Origin of the sequence: Streptomyces goshikiensis (genome assembly GCF_014650555.1) — a bacterium.
Taxonomy (GTDB): domain Bacteria; phylum Actinomycetota; class Actinomycetes; order Streptomycetales; family Streptomycetaceae; genus Streptomyces; species Streptomyces goshikiensis.
The window spans coordinates 503,752-522,381 of record NZ_BMVE01000006.1; the positions used below are offsets into that span (position 1 = coordinate 503,752).

Here is an 18,630-nt window from a genome sequence, read left to right on the forward strand (position 1 = left end):
GCCCGCGATCATGAACAGCTCTGGATGCCAGGACCATCAGGGCAAGTGGTTGGTCGTGTGGCGGCCGTGCTGCGGCTGGGGTCGGGGTGGTCATGCGGTAACCGGGTTGCGGGCCGGAGGGCTTGGCCGCGGGCGCCGGGAACTCGGGGGTGGGCGGACTCAAGAGGAGGTTGGGGGGGAAGTAGTGGGGGATGGGTGGTTGGTTTGGGTGGGGTGTGGTGGGGGGTCGGTTCGAGCGGAGGAGGGACTTGGAGCGGGCGCGGTTGCTCGCGCGGGTGGGGGAGGTTGCGGCTGGGCCTGAGGGGCGGGGGAAGTATGCCGATTCGGGGGCGCTGAGGGTCGAGGCGGGGGGTGATGGGTTTACGGGTCTGCTCGTCGAGTACTACGCCTACGGGCTCGCGCAGGCGCGGACCAGTTTCGTGACCAGTCAGTGGTTCGGCGCGATGGGCGGCGCCATCCTGCTGTTCGGGGTGGGCCTGGGCGTGTGGAAGGCCGAGAGCAGCGGGGAGCTGTACGTCGGGGTGGTGACCAGTTCCGTCGGGCTCGTGGTCACCGTCATCGGGCAGCTGTTCCACCGGCGGGCCGACGCGGCCTTGCGGTACATGGCCGACCAGAGTGCCCTGCTACGGGAGGACCGGCAGGCCGCGGAAGCGATGCGGCGGGCGGTGGAGCTGCTCGGAGAGGTCGCGGACCCGGCGCTGCGGGCGCGGCTGCAAGCCGGTTTGATCATGAAATTGTCCGGCGCGGAGCTGCCCGGGTAGCGCGATAGTGGAGGTATGTGCCGCTCCATTAAGACCCTGCGCCCGCCGTCCATCCCCGAGAAGGCCACGGAGGAGGAGATCCGCGCCGCCGCGCTCCAGTACGTACGGAAGGTGTCCGGGTTCCGGGCGCCCGCCGCGCACAACCAGGAGGTGTTCGCCGCGGCCGTCGACGCGATCGCCGACGCGACCCGGGACCTGCTGGAAGGCCTTCAGGTCAGAGGTGCGGGCGGCGGAGCCGCCGTCGCCGCCGCGGGCGCCGCGGGTTAGGCCGACGGGTGGGTGCGGCGGCGCCGGATGATCCAGACGCCGGCGCCGAGGGAGGCCGCTACGAGGGAGCCGCCGATGGCGATCTCGCCCCGGCTCATCGAGTCCGTGCTGCCGCCCAGGCCGCCCCGCGCCGCGCCGGAGGTCACGTTCAGGGAGAGCGTGATCTGCTGGCCGCCCGCGCCGCCGCACTCGAACGTGACGGGGTACGAGCCGTTGGGGGTGTTGTTGTAGACGGTCGCGCCGCCGAACAGGTTGCTGGCCTCCAGATTGCCCGGGGTCAGCTGGACGTCACCGAACGCGCGGGAGGTGGCCCGGCCGGTCTTGGTGCCGCAGCCGGTGATGTTGAGGGCGACCCGGCCGCCGGGGGCCACGGAGGTGGGGGACACGGTGGCCGAGGGGGCCGCGTGGGCGAGGGTGACGGGGGCGGCCGCGGCGGCGACGAGGGTCGCGGCCGCGAGACCGGTGAGGCGGTGCCGGTTGCGCGTGGGGGACATGGAGACGACTCCTCGGGCTCCTCGAAACGGCGCGGCCAGGGCACGGGTGTGACGCGGATTCGGTTGCGCACCGTCTTCTGGACGTTAGGAGCCGAGCCCCGGCGCGGCGATCGGAGCCGGGTGAACGGGTGAACGGGCGGAACGGGTCGCCGACTGCCCCCCGGGCGCGGGGAGGGCTATCCCGCCGGGGTCGGGGAGGGCGGCGGGCGGCGGATGAGGAACGCCGCCAGGGCGCCCGCCGCGAACAGGGCGATGACCGACACCGCGGTGCCCAGCCAGGTCGCGCCGAGCCACTGGGTGCCGAAGTAGCCGAGCGCCACGCTGTACCCGGCCCAGGCCATGCCCGCCAGCACCGACCAGGGCAGGAACTCCTTGACCTTGCGGTGCGTCTTGCCCGCGCCCAGCGAGACCACGGAACGGCCGGCCGGGGCGAACCGGGCGATCACCACCAGGGCCCCGCCGCCCCGGGCCAGGGCCGCGCCCAGGCGCTCGTGCGCACGGGTCAGCCGACGGGAGCGGGCGATGGCGCGGTCCAGCCGGGCCCCGCCGCGCCGGGCCAGCCGGTACGCGGCCATGTCACCCAGCACCGAGGCCGTCGTGGCGATCACCAGCAGCGCCATGATGTCCGGCACCCGCTCCGGTACGGGCACGGGCACCGGTACCGGACCCGTCGCCCCCGCTGCGGCCGCCGCGGCCGCGGCGGTGATCACCAGCACCCCGCTCGGGAGCACCGGCAGGAAGACGTCGAGCAGGATGGACAGCGCCACCACGGCGTAGATCCACGGGCTCGTCGTCAACGACCCCAGAGTCTCAAGCAAAACGGGACTCCCCAGTCCGGGTTGAGGTGCTTCGGCGTGAAGCGCCGCGACGTCGCGGGGGAGCGGCAGGGGCGGCTTGACAGCCACACAGCGTACGCCCGGCGTTCGCCTGCCGTACCCGCGGCCCCTGGCCCGCCACCGCCGCCTCACCCGCGGACGGGGGAGCGGTTTACGGGCCCGTCAGTTCCCGGTCCAGTACGGTCACCAGCCGGGCGCCGTCGCCACCACGGCGGCCCTTGTGCGCCTGGTCCAGCCGGAGACGGGCCGTCCGGCCCGCCAGGGCCAGCGTCATCAGCTGGTTGCCGAACCACGGCCCACTCGTACGCCGCCAGCTCACCGGCGGCCGGCCCGTCCGCCCGTGCCGCGAGAAACCGCGGCCCAGCCACCGGCCCAGCCGCGACCAGCCCAGCCGGAACCCCAGCTTCACCGCCGTGTGGATCGAGTTGTGCACCGGCGAACACGTCAGCTGGAACACTCGGGCCGTACTCGGTATGAGGGGCTCGGCCACATAGGCATGGTGCACGTCCCCCGAAAGGACGCAGACCGTCGCCGGTGCCCGCGGTCCCGTCCCCACTTCCTCGATCAGGTCACTGAGCGCCGCGAACGACGCCGGAAACGCCGCCCAGTGCTCCAGATCGCTGCGCCGCCGCAGGTCCTCCCCGATCCGCGCCCACCGGGGCCCGCGCTCCCCGCGGCACAACGCCGCGTTCCACGCCTCGGCGTCATGGATCAGCGGCGGCATCAGCCACGGCAGCGAGGAGCCGATCAGCAGGTGGTCGTACCCGCCGTGCCCCTCCAGCGCGTTCTCCCGGAGCCACTGCTGTTCCGCCGGGTCGAGCATCGCCCGCCCGTCCTCGGCGAGCACCCGCGCCGCCCGGGTGTCCACCATCAGCAGCCGCGACCGGCCGAAGTCGCGCCGGTAGCTCCAGCGGGCGGTGCCCGGATCGGTGTCCGCCGAGGCCGCGAAGGCCCGTAGCTCATCGGTGCCGTCCGGGGACCGGCGCACCGCCCCGTACAGCGCGTCGGCCTCCAGCTCGGCGGGGGAGAGATTGCCCAGGTGCTGGTACACCCAGTAGGACATCAGCCCGCTGAGGACCCGCTCCTGCCACCACGGCGTCGCGCGCATCTCCGCCAGCCACGCCGCGCTGGTGTTCCAGTCGTCCACGACGTCGTGGTCGTCGAATATCTGCAGGCTCGGCACCGTCGACAGCAGCCAGCGGATCTCCGGGTCGAGCCAGGACTCGTAGTACAGCCGGGTGTACTCCTCGTAGTCCGCGACCTGGGCGCCGGGCGCCTCCCGGATGTCCCGGCGGGCCGCGATCCACCGCTTGGTCTCCCGCGACAGGTTGTCGGCGTACACCTGGTCGCCGAGGAGCAGCAGGAGATCCGGGCGCACCGCTTCCGGATCGGCGGCGAGCCGCGCCGCGAGCGTGTCCAGCGCGTCCGGACCGTGCGGCCCGCGCCCGTCGGCGGGCGGCGCGGCCTGGCGGCAGGATCCGAACGTGACCAGCAGGCCGGGCGCGGGACGGCCCGGCCCCGCGACGGCGGGCGTGCTGATCGTGCTCGGCGGGAAGGAGGTACCGGGCAGCGGCCAGACGCGGACGCCGTCGAGGAGCACCTCATACGCCGTGGTGTTTCCGGAGGTCAGGCCCGTCACCGGGACGAGCGCGTAGTGGTGCCCGGCTATCTGGAAGGTGCGCGCGCTCCCGGCGGCCCCGTCGGCACAGCGCACCTCGGCCGTGCACGGCCGGTCCGCCTCGACCCAGATCGTCGCGGCGCTGCCCGTGTCCCAGTCGACGTAGCGCAGCAGCGGTCCCAGACGCAGTCCGGCCATGGCAACTCCCCCTCCTCCGTACCCCCTTCGATCACGGTACGGCGTGGAAGGGGGGCCTGGCCTCCCCCTGGCGGGGGAGAAAGATCGGCCTCCGTTTCCAGGGTCGGGGCCTGCCCCGCGCGGGCTCCGGCCGGAGCCCGCGCGGGCCCGGGCCGGAGCCCGGCAAGTCCCTCGGGATCAGCAGCCGTTGAGGACGCCGGTCAGAGCGGTCTTCTCGCGGGAGTCCATGCTCAGGGCGTAGTACTGCTTCACCTCGACCCACATGCGGGCGTACGTACAGCGGTAGGCGGTCCGCGAGGGCAGCCACGTGCCGGGGTCCTGGTCGCCCTTGGCCTGGTTGACGTTGTCGGTGACCGCGATGAGCTGCGGGCGGGTGAGGTCGTTGGCGAACTGCTGCCGCTTGGCGGTGGTCCAGGAGTTGGCACCGGAGCGCCAGGCCTCGGCCAGCGGGACGACGTGGTCGATGTCGAGGTCGGTGGCGACGGTCCAGGTGGCGTCGTCGTACTCGGAGTACCAGCTACCGCTGACGGCGGCGCACGAGGAGTCCTGGACGACGTTCTTCCCGTCCCGCTTGAGGACGGTCTCGCGGGTGTTGCAGGCGCCCGAGACGGTGCTCCAGTGCGGGAAGAGGGTGCGGCTGTACCCGCTGGTGGAGCCCTCGGTCGTCGGCGTGACCGTGGCGAGGTAGGCGCGGGCGACGGAGGCGCTGATGGGGGTGGGCGGGGCGGCCTGGGCGGCGGGCGCGTTCACGAGGGAGGTGAGCGAGGCGAGCGCGGCGGCGGACGCGAGTACGCCGAGGCGACGCGCGTAGACGGCGGGTATGAGCGTCTTGAAGGCCATGAGGGGGCTCCGAGGGTGGGGGATGAGGGGGCGTGCGGCCCGGAGGGGCGCGGCCATGGTGGCGCCGCCAGGTATCGCGGGGGCGGTCGCCAGGTGACAGCCTGCCGACATGTGCACGTCACATCAAGGTGTGCAAGGGTCCCCAATTAAGCGGAAGTTGACATTCCGGGGTGTGGGGGAGGGGCGTGGGAGGGGGTGGAGGCCGGGCTCGGGCGGGGCCGGGGGCGGGCCGGGGCCGGGTCCGGGGTGGGTGGCGTCGGGACCAAAGGCCCCTTACAGGCCCCCGCGCGGGTCGCGTACGCTGTGTCGAGCAGAAGGGGAGTAGCTCTTCGCCGGACCGTCGACATACTGCTGGGTCACCCAGCCGGCGCCCGGAGGCAGGCCGCGCACAGCGGTCGGCCAGCGAGACCTTCGGCCGCAGTGTCCTGTTCAGGCTTCGGCGTACGCACACACGTGCGGGCGCGGACGCACCCAGGGCGCCGCCGAGCCGAAGCGATCCCTGAAACATCCCAAGGTCTCTCGGTGGCGATGGCGTCCTGCCCGACCGATAGAGGTTTCCACCCCGTGTTCAGCTTCACCGTCACGGCGATCGCCTTCGGCGTCGTCTTCCTCGCCGAACTTCCCGACAAGACGGCCCTCGCCGGTCTGATGCTCGGCACCCGCTACCGCGCGTCCTACGTCTTCGCGGGCGTCGCGGCGGCCTTCGCCGTGCACGTCGCCCTCGCCATCGCCGCCGGCAGCGTTCTCACGCTGCTCCCGCACCGGCTCGTCCAGGCGGTCGTCGGCGTCCTGTTCCTCGCGGGCGCGGCCATGCTGCTGCTGAAGAAGAGCGACGGGGAGGAAGAGGTCAAGGCGCCGGCCGACCAGTCCTTCTGGAAGGTGTCCGGGGCCGGCTTCATGCTGATCCTGGTGGCGGAGTTCGGTGACCTGACCCAGATCATGACCGCGAACCTCGCCGCCCGGTACGACAACCCGGTTTCGGTCGGCCTCGGTGCGGTGCTGGCGCTGTGGGCGGTCGCGGGCATCGGGATCCTGGGCGGAAAGACGCTGATGAAGTACGTACCGCTGCGACTGATCACCAAGGTCGCGGCCGCGGTGATGGCTGCGCTGGCCGTGTTCTCTTTGTACGAGGCGATCGCGGGCTGAGTCTGCCGGGCCGGCCGGGCGCGGGCGAGGCGGGGCCGAGGAAGAATCCCGTTGCCGGAGGGCGGGGGCGCGGGGCACGCTCGCGGGCGTGACAGCGCCTGCCGCCGCCCCCACGCCGCCGCCCGCCGCCCGGCCCGCGTCTCCCGGGTCCCTTGCGTCTTCCGGGGTCGCCGCGTTCCCCGCGTCTTCCGGGGCCGCCGCGTCTCCCGCGGCCGCCGAGTCTCCCGGGGCCGCCGGGCCTTCCGGATCCGCCGGGTCCTCCGGGGCCACGGGTTCTCTCGGGGCCACGGGTTCCGGCCGGGGTTTTGGCTGGGCCAACATGTTCGTCCGCCCCGAAGAGGACACCCGCACCGACGGCGGCTTCCGGGGCGAACGGGCCACGCTCGTCGGCTATCTCCGTGACCAGCGGCTCACGCTGGAGCTGAAGTGCGCCGGCCTCGACGCCGAGGCGCTCGCGCGGCGTTCGGTGGAGCCGTCCGACCTGTCGCTGCTGGGTCTCGTGCGGCATCTCGCGGGCGTGGAGCAGAAGTGGTTCCGGGGGGTGATGGCGGGCCAGGAGATACGCCGGCACTATCGCACGCCGGACGCGCCCGACGGGGAGTTCACCGGCGCGGTGGCCGACCCGGCGGTCGTCGCGGAGGCGTGGGCCGTCTGGCGTGCGGAGGTCGCCTTCGCGGAGCGGCTGGTGGCCGAGGCGCCGGACCTGGACGTCGAGGGTGCCGTGGACGGGGAGCGGATGGCGCTTCGCGAGGTCCTGGTCCACATGATCGAGGAGTACGCCCGCCACAACGGCCACGCGGACTTCCTGCGGGAGCGGATCGACGGGCGCGTGGGCCAGTAGCCCGCCACCGGTGGCGGCTCCCGCCGCCGGGCGACCGGGGCCTGAGCCGCGCCGGGGCCCGCCGGGATGCTGTGAGCCGTCGGCGACGCGTTGCGGCCCCGCCCATTGACCGGTCGCCCAGGGGTCCGTGGCGCGGTCGCGCCGTGTGGTGGCGGGGATGGGCCCCGCAGGCCCGGTGGGCAGGCGCGTAGGTCCACTCCGCGGGTGGCGTGCGGATGGCAGGCCCGTGGCGGCCGGCCGGGTGGGTGCACCAGCCGTCGGGCGCGGGGTGCGGTGCGGCGATGCCCGCTGAGGTCGCTCGGCGGAGGACGGCCTGCGGCCGGGCCGGTCGGTGCTCAGGCTGTGCTGGGGCGGCACCGGGCCAGGGGCATGGCAGGGCTGTACGACGAGGGCCGGGCCGGTACGGCCTGGGGCGGCGGTGCTGGGCCTGCCTGTGTGGTGCGGTGCGGGCCGGGGCGCGGTGTGGCGGTGCGGCTGAGGCCGGGCCGGGCGCGGGAGGGCGGCGGCGGTGCGGCCGGGGGCGGGCCGGGGCGGGGTTAGGGGTGGAGGGTTAGGTGGATGTTGCCGTCCGGGGTGGGGTGGACGTGGATCGACTTGAGGTCCGGGACATGGGCGTGCGGGGTGTGGGCGGCGGCGCGGGGGCCTACGCCGATCACGCGCATGCCGGCGGCCTTGCCCGCGGCTATGCCGGCGCCCGAGTCTTCGAAGACCACGCACTGCGCCGGGTCCACGCCCAGCTCGGCCGCGCCCTTGAGGAAGCCCTCGGGGTCGGGCTTGCTGGCCGAGACGGACTCGGCGGTCACGCGGACGCGCGGCATCGGCAGGCCGGCCGCCGTCATGCGGGTCGCGGCCAGGGCGGCGTCCGCCGAGGTGACCAGGGCGTGCGGCAGGTCGGCGATGGCCGCCATGAACTCCGGGGCGCCGCCGACCGGGATCACGCCGTCGGTGTCGGCGGTCTCGCGGGCGAGCATCACCGCGTTCTCCGCGTGGTTCTGCTCCATCGGGCGCTCGGGGAGCAGGATGGCCATCGTGGCGTAGCCCTGGCGGCCGTGGACCACCTTGAGGGCGGCCTCGGGGTCCAGCCCGTGGGACACCGCCCAGTCGCGCCAGCAGCGCTCGACCACCGCGTCGGAGTTCACGATCGTGCCGTCCATGTCCAGGAGCAGGGCCTTGGCGGTCAGGACGACAGGGGCGGTGGTGGCGGTGTGGGCCGACATCGGCAGGTGCTCCAGACGGGGCGGGAGACGGGGTGGGAAAAGAGAACAAGTGGTTCCGTCCACCGGTCAGGGATTGAGGACGGAACCACTTTGTTCCTGCACGATACAAAACTGAGGGGGGTTAACGCCAATCGGCTGGCCCGTGGCTAGCCCTCCAGGGCCTTCCGGGTCGCCGGACCGTAGACGCCCCAAGGGTCGTCGAAGATTTCGTGCCGCCACTGGAACTCCGACACCGCGTTCTCCGTGCGGTCGTCGTACATGCCGTTGAACTTGCCCCGGTACAGGCGCGCCGACGCCAGCAGGCGCTGGAGCCGCTCCACCTCCGCGCCCGAATCCCCGTACTGCAGGCTCTGCGCCGGAGCCGGCTTCGGCGCCTGTGAGCTAGGGGCGCGGCTCGCCGATGCGCTCGGGGACGGGGGCGTCGACCGGGAGGTGCTCGTCGAGGGGGACGGGGACACGGAACGGGAGGCGCTCGCCGAGGGGGACGGGGATGCGGAACGGGAGGCCGAGGCGGACGCGGACGGGCGGCGCGTCGGGCTCGCCGAGGTCTTCGACGGGGCGGCCGGGGCCGCGTTCACGACGGGCGCCGACGGCTTCGCGTCGCTCAGCGCCGCGTCACTCTCCCCGGAGTCCCCGAACGCGCCCATCGCCAGGGCGGCGCCCGACCCCAGGACGACCACGGCGGCCGCGCCGAGTGCCAGGGGCAGGAGGGGACGGCGGCGGCGGGAAGCCGGAGTGGACTGTCCGTCCGGGGCCGGGGCCGGGGCCGGCGGGACGGACCGGAGCGGGACCGTCTCGTCCGGCCATGCCGGATGCGTCGGCGCTACCGGGGGTATCCCGAACGCCGGGGTGTCCGCCGGCCCCGGACCGGCGGCCGGGCGGGCCGGGCTCACCGCCCCGCGCACCGGCTGCGAGGGAGGCGGCCCCTCCCCCTGGCCCGGGTCGGGCAGCGATACGTACGGACGGATGCGCAGGGGGTCGAAGCGCGCCTGGGGCGCGCACCCGCACTCGACGCCCACGGCGTCGCAATTTGGACAGCGCTCAGCGCTCACTGGAACCCTCCCTGGCCACTTGCCTGCGATTATGCAGACCCTCAGGGGCCCGCCCAACCGTCCGAGAGGCCATAACCGGACACACCGCTCAGGATGGAGATGTTGATTCGGCCAGAGGAGGACTCGATGGCTCAGGATCTGACAGCGTCCGCCGTGGGCCCCGGCCCCGGTCCGCGCAACTCCGGACCCGCCGCCGAACACGCCTCCCGCGAGGTACTCGTCTCCATAGGCGCACTGCTGCTCGGCCTGCTGATCGCCGCGCTCGACCAGACGATCGTCTCCACCGCCCTGCCGACGATCGTCAGCGATCTCGGCGGGATGGACCACCTGTCCTGGGTGGTCACCGCCTACATACTCGCCTCCACCGCCGCCACACCCCTGTGGGGCAAGCTCGGCGACCAGTACGGCCGCAAGAAGCTCTTCCAGTACGCCATCGTCATCTTCCTGATCGGCTCGGTCCTCTGTGGCATCGCCCAGGACATGCCCCAGCTCATCGGCTTCCGCGCGCTCCAGGGCCTGGGCGGCGGCGGGCTGATCGTGCTGTCGATGGCGATCGTGGGCGACATCGTCCCGCCCCGCGAACGCGGCCGCTACCAGGGACTCTTCGGCGCCGTGTTCGGCGCGGCCAGCGTGCTCGGCCCGCTGCTCGGCGGACTGTTCGTCGACCAGCTCTCCTGGCGCTGGGTGTTCTACATCAACCTCCCCATCGGTCTCGTCGCGCTCGTCGTCATCGCCGCCGTGCTGCGCATCCCGGCGCGCTCCGAGAAGCACACGATCGACTACCTCGGCACCTTCCTCATCGCCGGCGTCGCCACCTGCCTCGTGCTCGTCGCCTCCCTCGGCGGCACCTGGGGCTGGGGTTCGACCCGGATCATCGGTCTCGCCGTCCTCGGTGTCCTCTTCCTCGGCGCCTTCCTCTTCGTGGAACGGCGGGCCGTCGAACCGGTCCTGCCGCTCAGCCTGTTCGGCAGGCGCACCTTCACCCTCTGTTCGGTGATCAGCTTCATCGTCGGGTTCGCGATGTTCGGTGCGATGGTCTACCTGCCGACCTTCCTCCAGATCGTGCGCGGGGTCTCCCCGACCATGTCCGGCGTCCACATGCTGCCGATGGTGTTCGGCATGCTCATCGCCTCCACCGGCTCCGGCCAGATCGTCAGCCGTACCGGGCACTGGAAGGTCTTCCCGATCGCCGGCACGGGTGTGACCGCCATCGGTCTGCTCCTGCTGCACCAGCTGCAGCGCACCAGCAGCGACTGGGAGGTGGGCGCGTACTTCTTCGTCTTCGGATTCGGACTCGGTCTGGTCATGCAGGTGCTCGTCCTGGCGGTGCAGAACGCGGTCAGCTACGCCGACCTCGGCGTCGCCACCTCCGGGGCCACCTTCTTCCGCTCCATCGGCGCCTCCTTCGGCGTCGCCATCTTCGGCACGGTCTTCAACCACAGGCTCGGCGACATGCTGTCCACCTCCCTCGCGGGCGTCACCCTGCCGCCCGGCGTGAGCATCGACCAGCTGGAGGCCGATCCCCGGTCCATCGCCCAACTGCCGGCCAACCTGCAGCCCCAGGTGCTCGACGCCTACTCCTCGGCGATCACCGGTGTCTTCCTCTACGCGGTACCCGTGGTGCTCGTCGCCTTCGTGGTCGCCTGGTTCCTGAAGGAGGACAAGCTCCGCGGTTCGGTCACCGCACCCGATGTGACCGAGACGCTCGCCTCCAACCCCGTCCAGCGCACCTCCCGCGAAGAGGTCGCCCGCGCACTGTCGGTGCTCGGGACCCGCGAGGGCCGCCACCACGTCTACGAGAGGATCACCGAGAAGGCCGGCTACGACCTGATACCCGCCGCCAGCTGGCTGCTGCTGCGCATCGGCAAGTACGGATCGGTCGACCCGGCGGTCCTCGCGGAACGCACCTCCGTACCGATCAAGGCCATCACGGACGCCGCCCGCCAGGTCGAGGAACGCGGCCTCGGCGTCCGCGACGGGATGTCGCTGATCCTGACCGAGCGGGGACGCCTGGCCGCCGCCAAGCTGGCCGCCGCCCGGCGGGAGTCGCTCGCCGAGCTGCTCGGCGACTGGTGGGGCCCCGACCGCCCGACCGACCTGGTGAAGCTGGTCGAGGAGATCAACGCGGAGCTCTGCGGATCCGACGCCGAAGAACCGTACGAACACCTGGCGCGCCGGGACCACGCCGCCCACTGACCGGTGCCCGCCAGGAGCGGGCTCCGCGGGGCGCCGCCGGTCAGACGAGGGGCTTCTCGAACCAGTGCTCCGCATACGGACCGGAGTTGTACGCGGGTATTTCCCGGTACCCGTGCCGCGCGTACAGGGCGCGGGCCTCCACCAGATCCGACCGGGTGTCCAGACGGACCCGCTCGGCCCCGAGGGCCCGGCCGGCCTCCTCCAGCGCGGCGAGCAGCGCCGCCCCGCCGCCCGCGCCGCGGGCGCGCGGGTCCACGTACACCCGGGTGAGCTCGACGGTGCGCGGGTCGAGGAGCCGTATGCCCCCGCAGGCCAGGGCCTCGCCCGCGAGCCGGCCCACCACGAACCGGCCGGTCGGCGGGACGAGCCCGTCGTCCGGGTCGTCCGCGAGACCCCGGTCGATCTCGGCCTCGGTCGCGGGCCGCTTCCAGTACCGGCCGGCCACCTCCGCGTAGTACGCGCGGCGCAGGGCGATGGCGTCCGGGGTGTCGATGCGCTCCGGGACGACCGCCCACGCGGTGGCGCCGGGGGCATCGGGGGTGCCGGGGGTATCGGGGGACAGGGGGGTGGCGAAGGTCGCGTCGCTGGTCATGCCGTCATTGTGGGACGGCCGTGCCGTTCCCCGCGTGGAATATCCACAGGCACGGGCCGATGATAGGAAAAAGGGCAAACCGCGCACGCGAAGGGTGGGTACCGTCATGTCGGAGCATCCGGACTGTGCCCTGGTACGCCGCTGCTACGAGGCGTTCGGCCAGGGCGACATGGAGAAGCTGGGCTCGATGATGACGGCCGACGTCATCCACCACGTGCCCGGCAACAACCCCCTCTCGGGGCACCACAAGGGACGGGAAGGGGTCCTGGACCTCTATCGCCGCCTCGGCGAGGAGACGAACGGGACCTTCCGGGTCGAGCTGGGACCGGTCCTGGTGGACGGCCGCGGCCACGTGATGAGCTTCCACACCGTCTACGCCGACCGGGGCGACCGCGGGATCGAGATCGGCGAGGGCCTCTTCTTCACCATCGTCGGCGGGAAGATCACCGACATCGACGGCTGCATCGCGGACATCGACGAGAGCGACGCCTTCTGGAGCTGACGGCCGCCGACGCGCCTGACGGCGTCTGACCGCGTCTGACGGCCGGAGCCGAGCACGCCCGCCCGTCAGCAGAGCCCGGGGACGCGAAGACGCCCCCGGGCCCCGCCCTGCGTCGGGCCTGCGTCAGGCCTGCTTCGGGCCCGTCTGCTGCACGACCTCGAACGACCACACCGTCGAGCCCGTGGCAGCCGGCTTCGGACGGTCGCCGCCAGCCGCGCCGCCACCCGCCGCCCCGCCCTGGTGAGCGGCCTTCATCGGCCCCTCCATCCACGCCTGGAAGTCCTCCTCGGAACGCCACCGCGTGTACACGAGGTACTGGTCGGTGCCCTCGACGGGCCGCAGCAGCTCGAACCACTCGAACCCGTCCGACCCCTCCACGGCCCCCGCCCGCGAGGCGAAGCGCTGCTCCAGCACCTCCCGCTGCTCGGCGGGGACGGTCAGCGCGTTGATCTTCACGATGCTCATGACCGACATCCTAGGTATCCCGTGGGGGATATCGTCGTCCGAGGTAATGACGTGGTGCGTGAAACGCGGCAGCCAGGCGAAGACAAGGTTGCGTTCAACAGGGCGGGAGGCCGGCGAGGCGTGGCTAACGCGGCGGAGCACAGCGGGGCGGACGGACATGCCGGAGTCATAGGCGGGAACGGCAGGCTCGGAGCCGTACGCCTCCTCCTGTGGGCGCTCGCGGGCCTCCTCGCCCTCAGACAGGCGGCCGCCGTGCTGAGCGTGCCGCCCGGCGAGTGGCTCAGCGGGTTCCATCTGCCGGGCGCCCCCGGCAGCGTGCTCGGCTCCCTCTACGACGGCGGCAAGTTCACCGGCACCCCGTTCTCCGGGCTGGTCCTCAAGCCGCTGGTCGCCCTCGCCGCCCCGTCGCTGGAACTGGCCTGGACCTCGGTCACGCTGCTGCTCGTCGCCGCCGTCGGGCTCGTCGCCGCGCGCGGTCTGCCCGACCCGGTGCCGCGCCGCACCGCGCTGCTCGCCGCGCCCGTGCTGGTCGCGCTGATGATGGTCTCGCTGCCCGTCCGCGAGGCCGCCTCGCCCGGTCAGACCGCCGTCCTGCCCGTGCTGTTGGTGCTCCTGGCCGTCTTCCGCGTCCCCGGAGAACGCGGCGCGGGCTTCCTGACGGGCCTCGCCGCCGCGCTCCAGCCCGCGCTGCTGCTCTTCGTACCGCTGCTGTGGCTGGCAGGACGCCGCCCCACCGCGCGCGCCGCCGCCGTGACCTTCGCCCTCGCCACCGCCCTGTCCTGGGCGGCCCTGCCGCGCGACTCGTGGACGTACTGGGTCAGCCACCTCGCCGGCACCGGCCTCGGGGCAGCCCCCGACAGCCTCGCCAACCAGTCCGTGCACGGCGCGCTGCTGCGGCTCGGCCTGACCGGCCCGGGCGAGATCCTGCTCTACGTGGCCCTCGCGGCCGGCATCGTCTGGATCGGCCTGCGCCGCGCCGCCCGCTACGCCCGCGACGGGCAGCTGCTGCTCGCCGTCGCCCTCACCGGCTGCGTGGCCGTCGCCGTGTCCCCGACCGGCTGGCGCCACCAGATGCTGTGGGTGCTGCTCGCGGTGGCCGGCAAGGTCGGCAAGCGGGCCGCCGACCGGCCCGTGTGGCCGGTGGCCGTGGTGCTGGCGATGACCCTGCCCAGCAGCGTGCTGCTGCCGAACATGGCCGCGCTGGCGCCCGTACGCGACAACGTGCCGCTGCTGGCCGCGCTCGCGGCGGCCTGCGCGGTGCCGTTCCTGTCGCGCTCGTCGGCGTACTGGCGCGAGCCCGTGCCCACCGCCTACGGGCGGCCCGCCGCGGCCCGCCTGGCCCGGGTGCCGCTGCTGCCGGTCTGGCGGCGCGTGCTGTCGCGCCCCAACCTGCTGCTGGAGCTGCTGCTGATACGGGTCGGCTACTCGCTCTACTCGCACATCCGCGCCGCCGCCCCCACCAGCCGGGGCCTCGCGGAGGGGCACGGGAGCCAGATCCACGCGGTCGAGCGGGCGCTGGGCATCGACATCGAATACGCCGTCAACCACGCCGTGGTGAACACGCCTTGGCTGGAGGCGTTCTTCAACTTCTACTACGCGTCCTTCCACTTCGTGGTGCCGCTGACGATCCTGGCGGTGCTGTACTGGCGCCGCCCCGCGGACTACCGCTGGGCCCGCGCCTCCCTGGGGCTGGCCACCGTCCTCGCGCTCGCGGGGTTCTGGCTCTACCCGCTCGCGCCGCCGCGCCTGATGCCGGACCTCGGTTTCGTCGACACCGTGCACGGGGTGCAGGACCTGGCCAATCCGCAGTACGGGGCCATGACCGCGATCTCCAACCAGTACGCGGCGATGCCGTCACTGCACTTCGGGTGGTCGCTGTGGTGCGGGATCGTGGTCGTGGTCCTCGCGCCGAAGGGCTGGCAGAAGGTCCTCGGGGCGATGCACCCGCTGATCACGGTGTGCGCGATCGTCGCCACCGCGAACCACTGGGTGCTCGACGCGGTCGGCGGCGCGGCCGTCGTCGGGGCCGGGTTCGGGCTCGTGTACGTCCTGTCCGGGCCGCGGGGTTGCGTGCCGCCGGGCGCCGCCGGGGTGCCGAGGCCGAGGACGGCGGAGCGGGCCGGCGCGGGCGCCGGGGAGCGGGCTTCGGTTTGACGGAGCGCGCAGTGGAGCGGGCGTCGGTTTGACGGAGCGCGCCGAGGAGCGGGCGTCGGTTTGACGAAGGGGTGCCGGGGCGGATTCTCACCGCTCCGGCACCCCTTCGGTGGATCGCCGCGTCCTGTCAGGATCCGCCCGGCGGGGGGAACGCGCCACTCGGGGGCGTTCCGCGCCCGCGCCGTCGGCCGCCCGTCGGGCGGCAGGGGCCGGGCGTGGGTGGGGTGGCCCCTGCCGGGTTCGTGGGTCAGGGGTGGGTGACGCGGAGTTCCTTGATGCCGTTCAGCCAGGCCGCGCGGAGCCGGCGCGGGCCCGGGGCGGCCAGTCGCAGGTCCGGCAGGGAGTCGGCCAGCGCGTTGAAGATCAGGTCGATCTCCATGATGGCCAGCGACTTGCCGAGGCAGAAGTGCGGACCGCCGCCGCCGAAGCCCAGGTGGGGGTTGGGGTCGCGGGTGATGTCGAAGCGGTCGGGGTCGGTGAAGACCTCGGGGTCGTGGTTCGCGGAGGAGTAGAACAGCCCCACCCGGTCGCCCGCCTTGATCTTCTGGCCGCCCAGCTCGGTGTCCTGGGTGGCGGTCCGCTGGAAGGACACCACGGGGGTGGCCCAGCGCACGATCTCCTCCGCCGTGGTGGCCGGCCGGGTCGCCTTGTACCGCTCCCACTCCTCGGGGTGGGTGAGGAAGGCGTGCATGCCGTGGCTGATGGCGTTGCGCGTGGTCTCGTTGCCCGCGACCGCCAGCAGCAGCACGAAGAAGCCGAACTCGTCGGAGCCGAGGTTGCCCTGGCCCTCCGCCGCGACCAGCTGCGTGACGATGTCCTTGGCCGGGCACTCCTTGCGGGCGGCGGAGAGGTTCATGGCGTAGCCGATGAGCTCCATCGCCGCGTTCGAGCCGACCTCTTCGGTGATCGCGTACTCGGGGTCGTCGTACGCGATCATCTTGTTCGACCAGTCGAAGATCCGGAGCCGGTCCTCCTGCGGTACGCCGATCAGTTCCGCGATGGCCTGGAGCGGCAGTTCGCAGGCGACCTCGGTGACGAAGTCGAAGCTGCCGTCGCGGGAGGCCGTGAGCGCCTTCGCGACGATCTTCCCGGCGCGGTCGCGCAGGGCCGCCTCCAGTCCGCGGATCGCCCGCGGGGTGAATCCCCGCTGCACGATCTGGCGTACGCGGGTGTGTTCCGGCGGATCCATGTTCAGCATGATCAGACGCTGGGCATCTATCTGCTCGCGCTGGATGTGCTCGTTGAAGCGGATGATCGCCGTGTTCGTCGTGGAGGAGAAGAGTTCCGGGTGCGTGGAGACGTACTTGACGTCCGCGTGCCGGGTGACGGCCCAGTAGCCCTCGTCGTCGAAGCCGGTGATGCCCCGCCGCTGCGGGCACCACCACACCGGCGCCGTCTGCCGCAGCTGCGCGAACTCCGGGAAGGGGACCCGGTCGTGGAGGAGGTCGGGGTCGGTGGCGTCGAAGCCTTCGGGCAGCGCGGGACAGGGCATCGGGCGACTCCAAGGTCTGACGGCCCATCAGAAGTTGGCTTGAAGGTAATAACGAGTTCTAGAAGTGACAAGGGTCCTCGCGCCAACTGTTGCGTGGGGAATCCGTGGAAGCCGCGTGCAAGACCCTTGCGTGCCGGGGTTCCAGGTCATAAGACTGCGGGGAGAACTAGAACGCGTACTAGTTCAGGCGGGGCGCCGGGACGGCCCGCCGCGCCGGCACTGCGCAGGAGAGGACGAGCTCATGGCCGCGGAACCCGTCATCGTCGAAGCCGTACGCACCCCCATCGGGAAGCGCGGCGGCTCGCTTGCCAACCTCCATCCCGCCTACCTCCTCGGCGAGACCTACCGGGAACTGCTCGCCCGTACCGGAATCCAGCCGGACTGCGTCGAGCAGATCGTCGGCGGCACCGTCACCCACGCCGGCGAGCAGTCCATGAACCCCGCCCGCAACGCCTGGCTCGCCATGGGCCTGCCCTACGAGACGGCCGCGACCACCGTGGACTGCCAGTGCGGCAGCTCGCAGCAGGCCAACCACATGGTCGCCAACATGATCTCCGGCGGGGTCATGGACATCGGGATCGCCTGCGGCGTCGAGGCGATGAGCCGCGTCCCGCTCGGCTCCGGATCCAAGCACGGCCCGGGCAAGCCCTTCCCGGACGAGTGGAACGTCGACCTCCCCAACCAGTTCGAGGCCGCCGAGCGGATCGCCCGCCACCGGGGCCTGACCCGCGAGGACGTCGACCGGCTCGGCGTGCTCTCCCAGGAGCGGGCCCGGGCCGCCTGGGCCGAGGAACGCTTCAAGCGCGAGACCTTCGCCGTCCAGGTGCCGACCACCGAGGCGGAGCAGGCCGCCGGCCAGGGCATGTGGCGGCTGGTCGACCGGGACGAGGGGCTGCGCGACACCTCCATGGAGGGCCTGGCCCGGCTCAAGCCGGTCATGCCGACGGCCGTGCACACCGCCGGGAACTCCTCGCAGATATCCGACGGGGCGGCCGCCGTGATGTGGGCCTCGCGCAAGATGGCCCGCGCGCTCAAGCTCAGGCCGCGCGCCCGGATCGTCGCGCAGACGCTGGTCGGCGCCGACCCGCACTACCACCTGGACGGCCCGATCGACGCGACGCGGGCCGTGCTGGGCAAGGCCGGCATGTCCCTCAGGGACATCGACCTCGTCGAGATCAACGAGGCCTTCGCCTCCGTCGTCCTCAGCTGGGCCCAGGTCTTCGAGCAGGACCTGGAGAAGGTCAACGTCAACGGGGGCGGCATCGCGCTCGGCCACCCCGTCGGCGCCACCGGAGCCCGCCTGATCACCACCGCGCTGCACGAGCTGGAGCGGCGCGACAAGGAGTTCGCGCTGATCACCATGTGCGCGGGCGGCGCGCTGGCGACCGGCACGATCATCCAGCGGCTGTAGCCGAGCCGCCCGGCGCACGCCCGCCCGCGGCGGGCGGCGCCGCCCTTCGACCCTGTGGGATGGGACGACGAAGGCCCCGCTGGCCTGACCTGGGGAGGTCGGGCCGTCGGGGCCTTCGCGTGCGTACTGCTCTACCGCTTGGGGGCCGCGCTCTCTGGCGGAGCCGGCGGGTGGGCCGGGCGCTGCGGCGGTCTCTGCCATGGGGTGGCCTAGTACCAGTGGTTGGCCTGCCAGAAGTTCCAGGCGCCGACCGGGCTGCCGTAGCGGGAGTTCATGTAGTCCAGGCCCCACTTGATCTGGGTGGCCGGGTTGGTCTTCCAGTCGGAGCCGGCCGAGGCCATCTTCGACGCCGGGAGGGCCTGGACCAGGCCGTACGCGCCGGAGGACGAGTTCGTGGCCATGTGGTTCCAGCCGCTCTCGTGCGAGACGATCTTGTCGAAGGCGGCGAACTGGGCCGGGTCCTTGATCATCTGGTGCGCGATCGCCTTGGCACTCGTCGGGGCCGCCGCCTGGGCGGGAACCGTGGCGAGCATGGTGCCGGCGACGCC

18 protein-coding genes are annotated in these 18,630 nt (G+C 72.8%); 8 read left to right on the top strand and 10 right to left on the bottom strand.

Going from position 1 to position 18,630, the window contains the following annotated elements; genetic code table 11:
• Positions 1-191: 191 nt before the first annotated feature.
• Positions 192-761, top strand: coding sequence for a TRADD-N-associated membrane domain-containing protein (locus IE248_RS38580; RefSeq protein WP_073796070.1), 570 nt, complete (start codon positions 192-194; stop codon positions 759-761).
• Between the two features lie 15 nt (positions 762-776).
• Complete coding sequence (locus tag IE248_RS21015; protein WP_073796071.1) at positions 777-1,028, top strand: DUF2277 domain-containing protein; 252 nt, start codon at positions 777-779, stop codon at positions 1,026-1,028.
• Here IE248_RS21015 and IE248_RS21020 read toward each other — a convergent pair.
• The 4 genes from IE248_RS21020 to IE248_RS21035 form a co-directional block, all read right to left on the bottom strand.
• Positions 1,025-1,522, bottom strand: a complete 498-nt coding sequence (locus tag IE248_RS21020; RefSeq protein WP_100583471.1) for a hypothetical protein — start codon at positions 1,520-1,522, stop codon at positions 1,025-1,027. The two genes, IE248_RS21015 and IE248_RS21020, sit on opposite strands and share 4 nt — an antisense overlap.
• 176 nt (positions 1,523-1,698) lie before the next feature.
• Positions 1,699-2,340 (bottom strand): DedA family protein, encoded by a 642-nt coding sequence (locus IE248_RS21025; protein WP_073796073.1) that lies wholly within the window; start codon positions 2,338-2,340, stop codon positions 1,699-1,701.
• A gap of 169 nt (positions 2,341-2,509) precedes the next feature.
• Positions 2,510-4,174, bottom strand: a complete 1,665-nt coding sequence (locus IE248_RS21030; protein ID WP_100583470.1) for an alkaline phosphatase D family protein — start codon at positions 4,172-4,174, stop codon at positions 2,510-2,512.
• Positions 4,175-4,351: 177 nt separating this feature from the next.
• On the bottom strand, positions 4,352-4,996 hold the full coding sequence (locus IE248_RS21035; protein ID WP_190031394.1) for an HNH endonuclease family protein: 645 nt from the start codon (positions 4,994-4,996) through the stop codon (positions 4,352-4,354).
• A 582-nt stretch (positions 4,997-5,578) separates the two neighbouring features.
• Between IE248_RS21035 and IE248_RS21040 the strand changes: the two genes are divergently transcribed.
• Together IE248_RS21040 and IE248_RS21045 are read left to right on the top strand one after the other, a co-directional pair.
• Complete coding sequence (locus IE248_RS21040; RefSeq protein ID WP_008739093.1) at positions 5,579-6,160, top strand: TMEM165/GDT1 family protein; 582 nt, start codon at positions 5,579-5,581, stop codon at positions 6,158-6,160.
• Positions 6,161-6,479: 319 nt separating this feature from the next.
• Positions 6,480-7,001: a DinB family protein gene (locus IE248_RS21045; protein ID WP_190031367.1), complete on the top strand. Its 522-nt coding sequence runs from the start codon at positions 6,480-6,482 to the stop codon at positions 6,999-7,001.
• 536 nt (positions 7,002-7,537) lie between these two features.
• On the opposite strand, the gene IE248_RS21050 is transcribed toward IE248_RS21045, so the two are convergent.
• Positions 7,538-8,218 (bottom strand): HAD-IA family hydrolase, encoded by a 681-nt coding sequence (locus IE248_RS21050; RefSeq protein ID WP_190031368.1) that lies wholly within the window; start codon positions 8,216-8,218, stop codon positions 7,538-7,540.
• A 146-nt stretch (positions 8,219-8,364) separates the two neighbouring features.
• Positions 8,365-9,270: a peptidoglycan-binding domain-containing protein gene (locus IE248_RS21055; protein ID WP_190031369.1), complete on the bottom strand. Its 906-nt coding sequence runs from the start codon at positions 9,268-9,270 to the stop codon at positions 8,365-8,367.
• A 126-nt stretch (positions 9,271-9,396) separates the two neighbouring features.
• Here IE248_RS21055 and IE248_RS21060 point away from each other — a divergent pair, with 126 nt between their 5' ends.
• Positions 9,397-11,466, top strand: a complete 2,070-nt coding sequence (locus tag IE248_RS21060) for an MDR family MFS transporter (protein ID WP_190031370.1) — start codon at positions 9,397-9,399, stop codon at positions 11,464-11,466.
• Positions 11,467-11,506: 40 nt separating this feature from the next.
• On the opposite strand, the gene IE248_RS21065 is transcribed toward IE248_RS21060, so the two are convergent.
• Positions 11,507-12,058 carry a GNAT family N-acetyltransferase gene (locus IE248_RS21065; RefSeq protein WP_078489030.1) on the bottom strand — a complete coding sequence of 184 codons (552 nt, stop codon included), beginning with the start codon at positions 12,056-12,058 and terminating at the stop codon, positions 11,507-11,509.
• 106 nt (positions 12,059-12,164) lie between these two features.
• Between IE248_RS21065 and IE248_RS21070 the strand changes: the two genes are divergently transcribed.
• Positions 12,165-12,560 (top strand): nuclear transport factor 2 family protein, encoded by a 396-nt coding sequence (locus IE248_RS21070; RefSeq protein ID WP_037791791.1) that lies wholly within the window; start codon positions 12,165-12,167, stop codon positions 12,558-12,560.
• Positions 12,561-12,683: 123 nt separating this feature from the next.
• Here the strand turns inward: IE248_RS21070 and IE248_RS21075 are convergent, their stop codons facing one another.
• On the bottom strand, positions 12,684-13,025 hold the full coding sequence (locus IE248_RS21075; RefSeq protein WP_190031371.1) for an antibiotic biosynthesis monooxygenase family protein: 342 nt from the start codon (positions 13,023-13,025) through the stop codon (positions 12,684-12,686).
• A 120-nt stretch (positions 13,026-13,145) separates the two neighbouring features.
• On the opposite strand from IE248_RS21075, the gene IE248_RS21080 reads away from it, so the two are divergent.
• Positions 13,146-15,179, top strand: a complete 2,034-nt coding sequence (locus IE248_RS21080) for a bifunctional glycosyltransferase 87/phosphatase PAP2 family protein (RefSeq protein ID WP_190031372.1) — start codon at positions 13,146-13,148, stop codon at positions 15,177-15,179.
• Positions 15,180-15,426: 247 nt separating this feature from the next.
• Here the strand turns inward: IE248_RS21080 and IE248_RS21085 are convergent, their stop codons facing one another.
• The gene (locus IE248_RS21085) at positions 15,427-16,671 is read right to left on the bottom strand and encodes a cytochrome P450 (protein WP_008739074.1); all 1,245 of its coding nucleotides are present in this window, start codon (positions 16,669-16,671) and stop codon (positions 15,427-15,429) included.
• 241 nt (positions 16,672-16,912) lie between these two features.
• Between IE248_RS21085 and IE248_RS21090 the strand changes: the two genes are divergently transcribed.
• A complete protein-coding gene (locus tag IE248_RS21090) occupies positions 16,913-18,082 on the top strand; it encodes a steroid 3-ketoacyl-CoA thiolase (RefSeq protein ID WP_008739073.1) in 1,170 nt (389 codons plus the stop codon).
• A 209-nt stretch (positions 18,083-18,291) separates the two neighbouring features.
• On the opposite strand, the gene IE248_RS21095 is transcribed toward IE248_RS21090, so the two are convergent.
• On the bottom strand, positions 18,292-18,630 hold a 339-nt coding region (locus IE248_RS21095), incomplete at its 5' end, for an aggregation-promoting factor C-terminal-like domain-containing protein (RefSeq protein WP_190031373.1).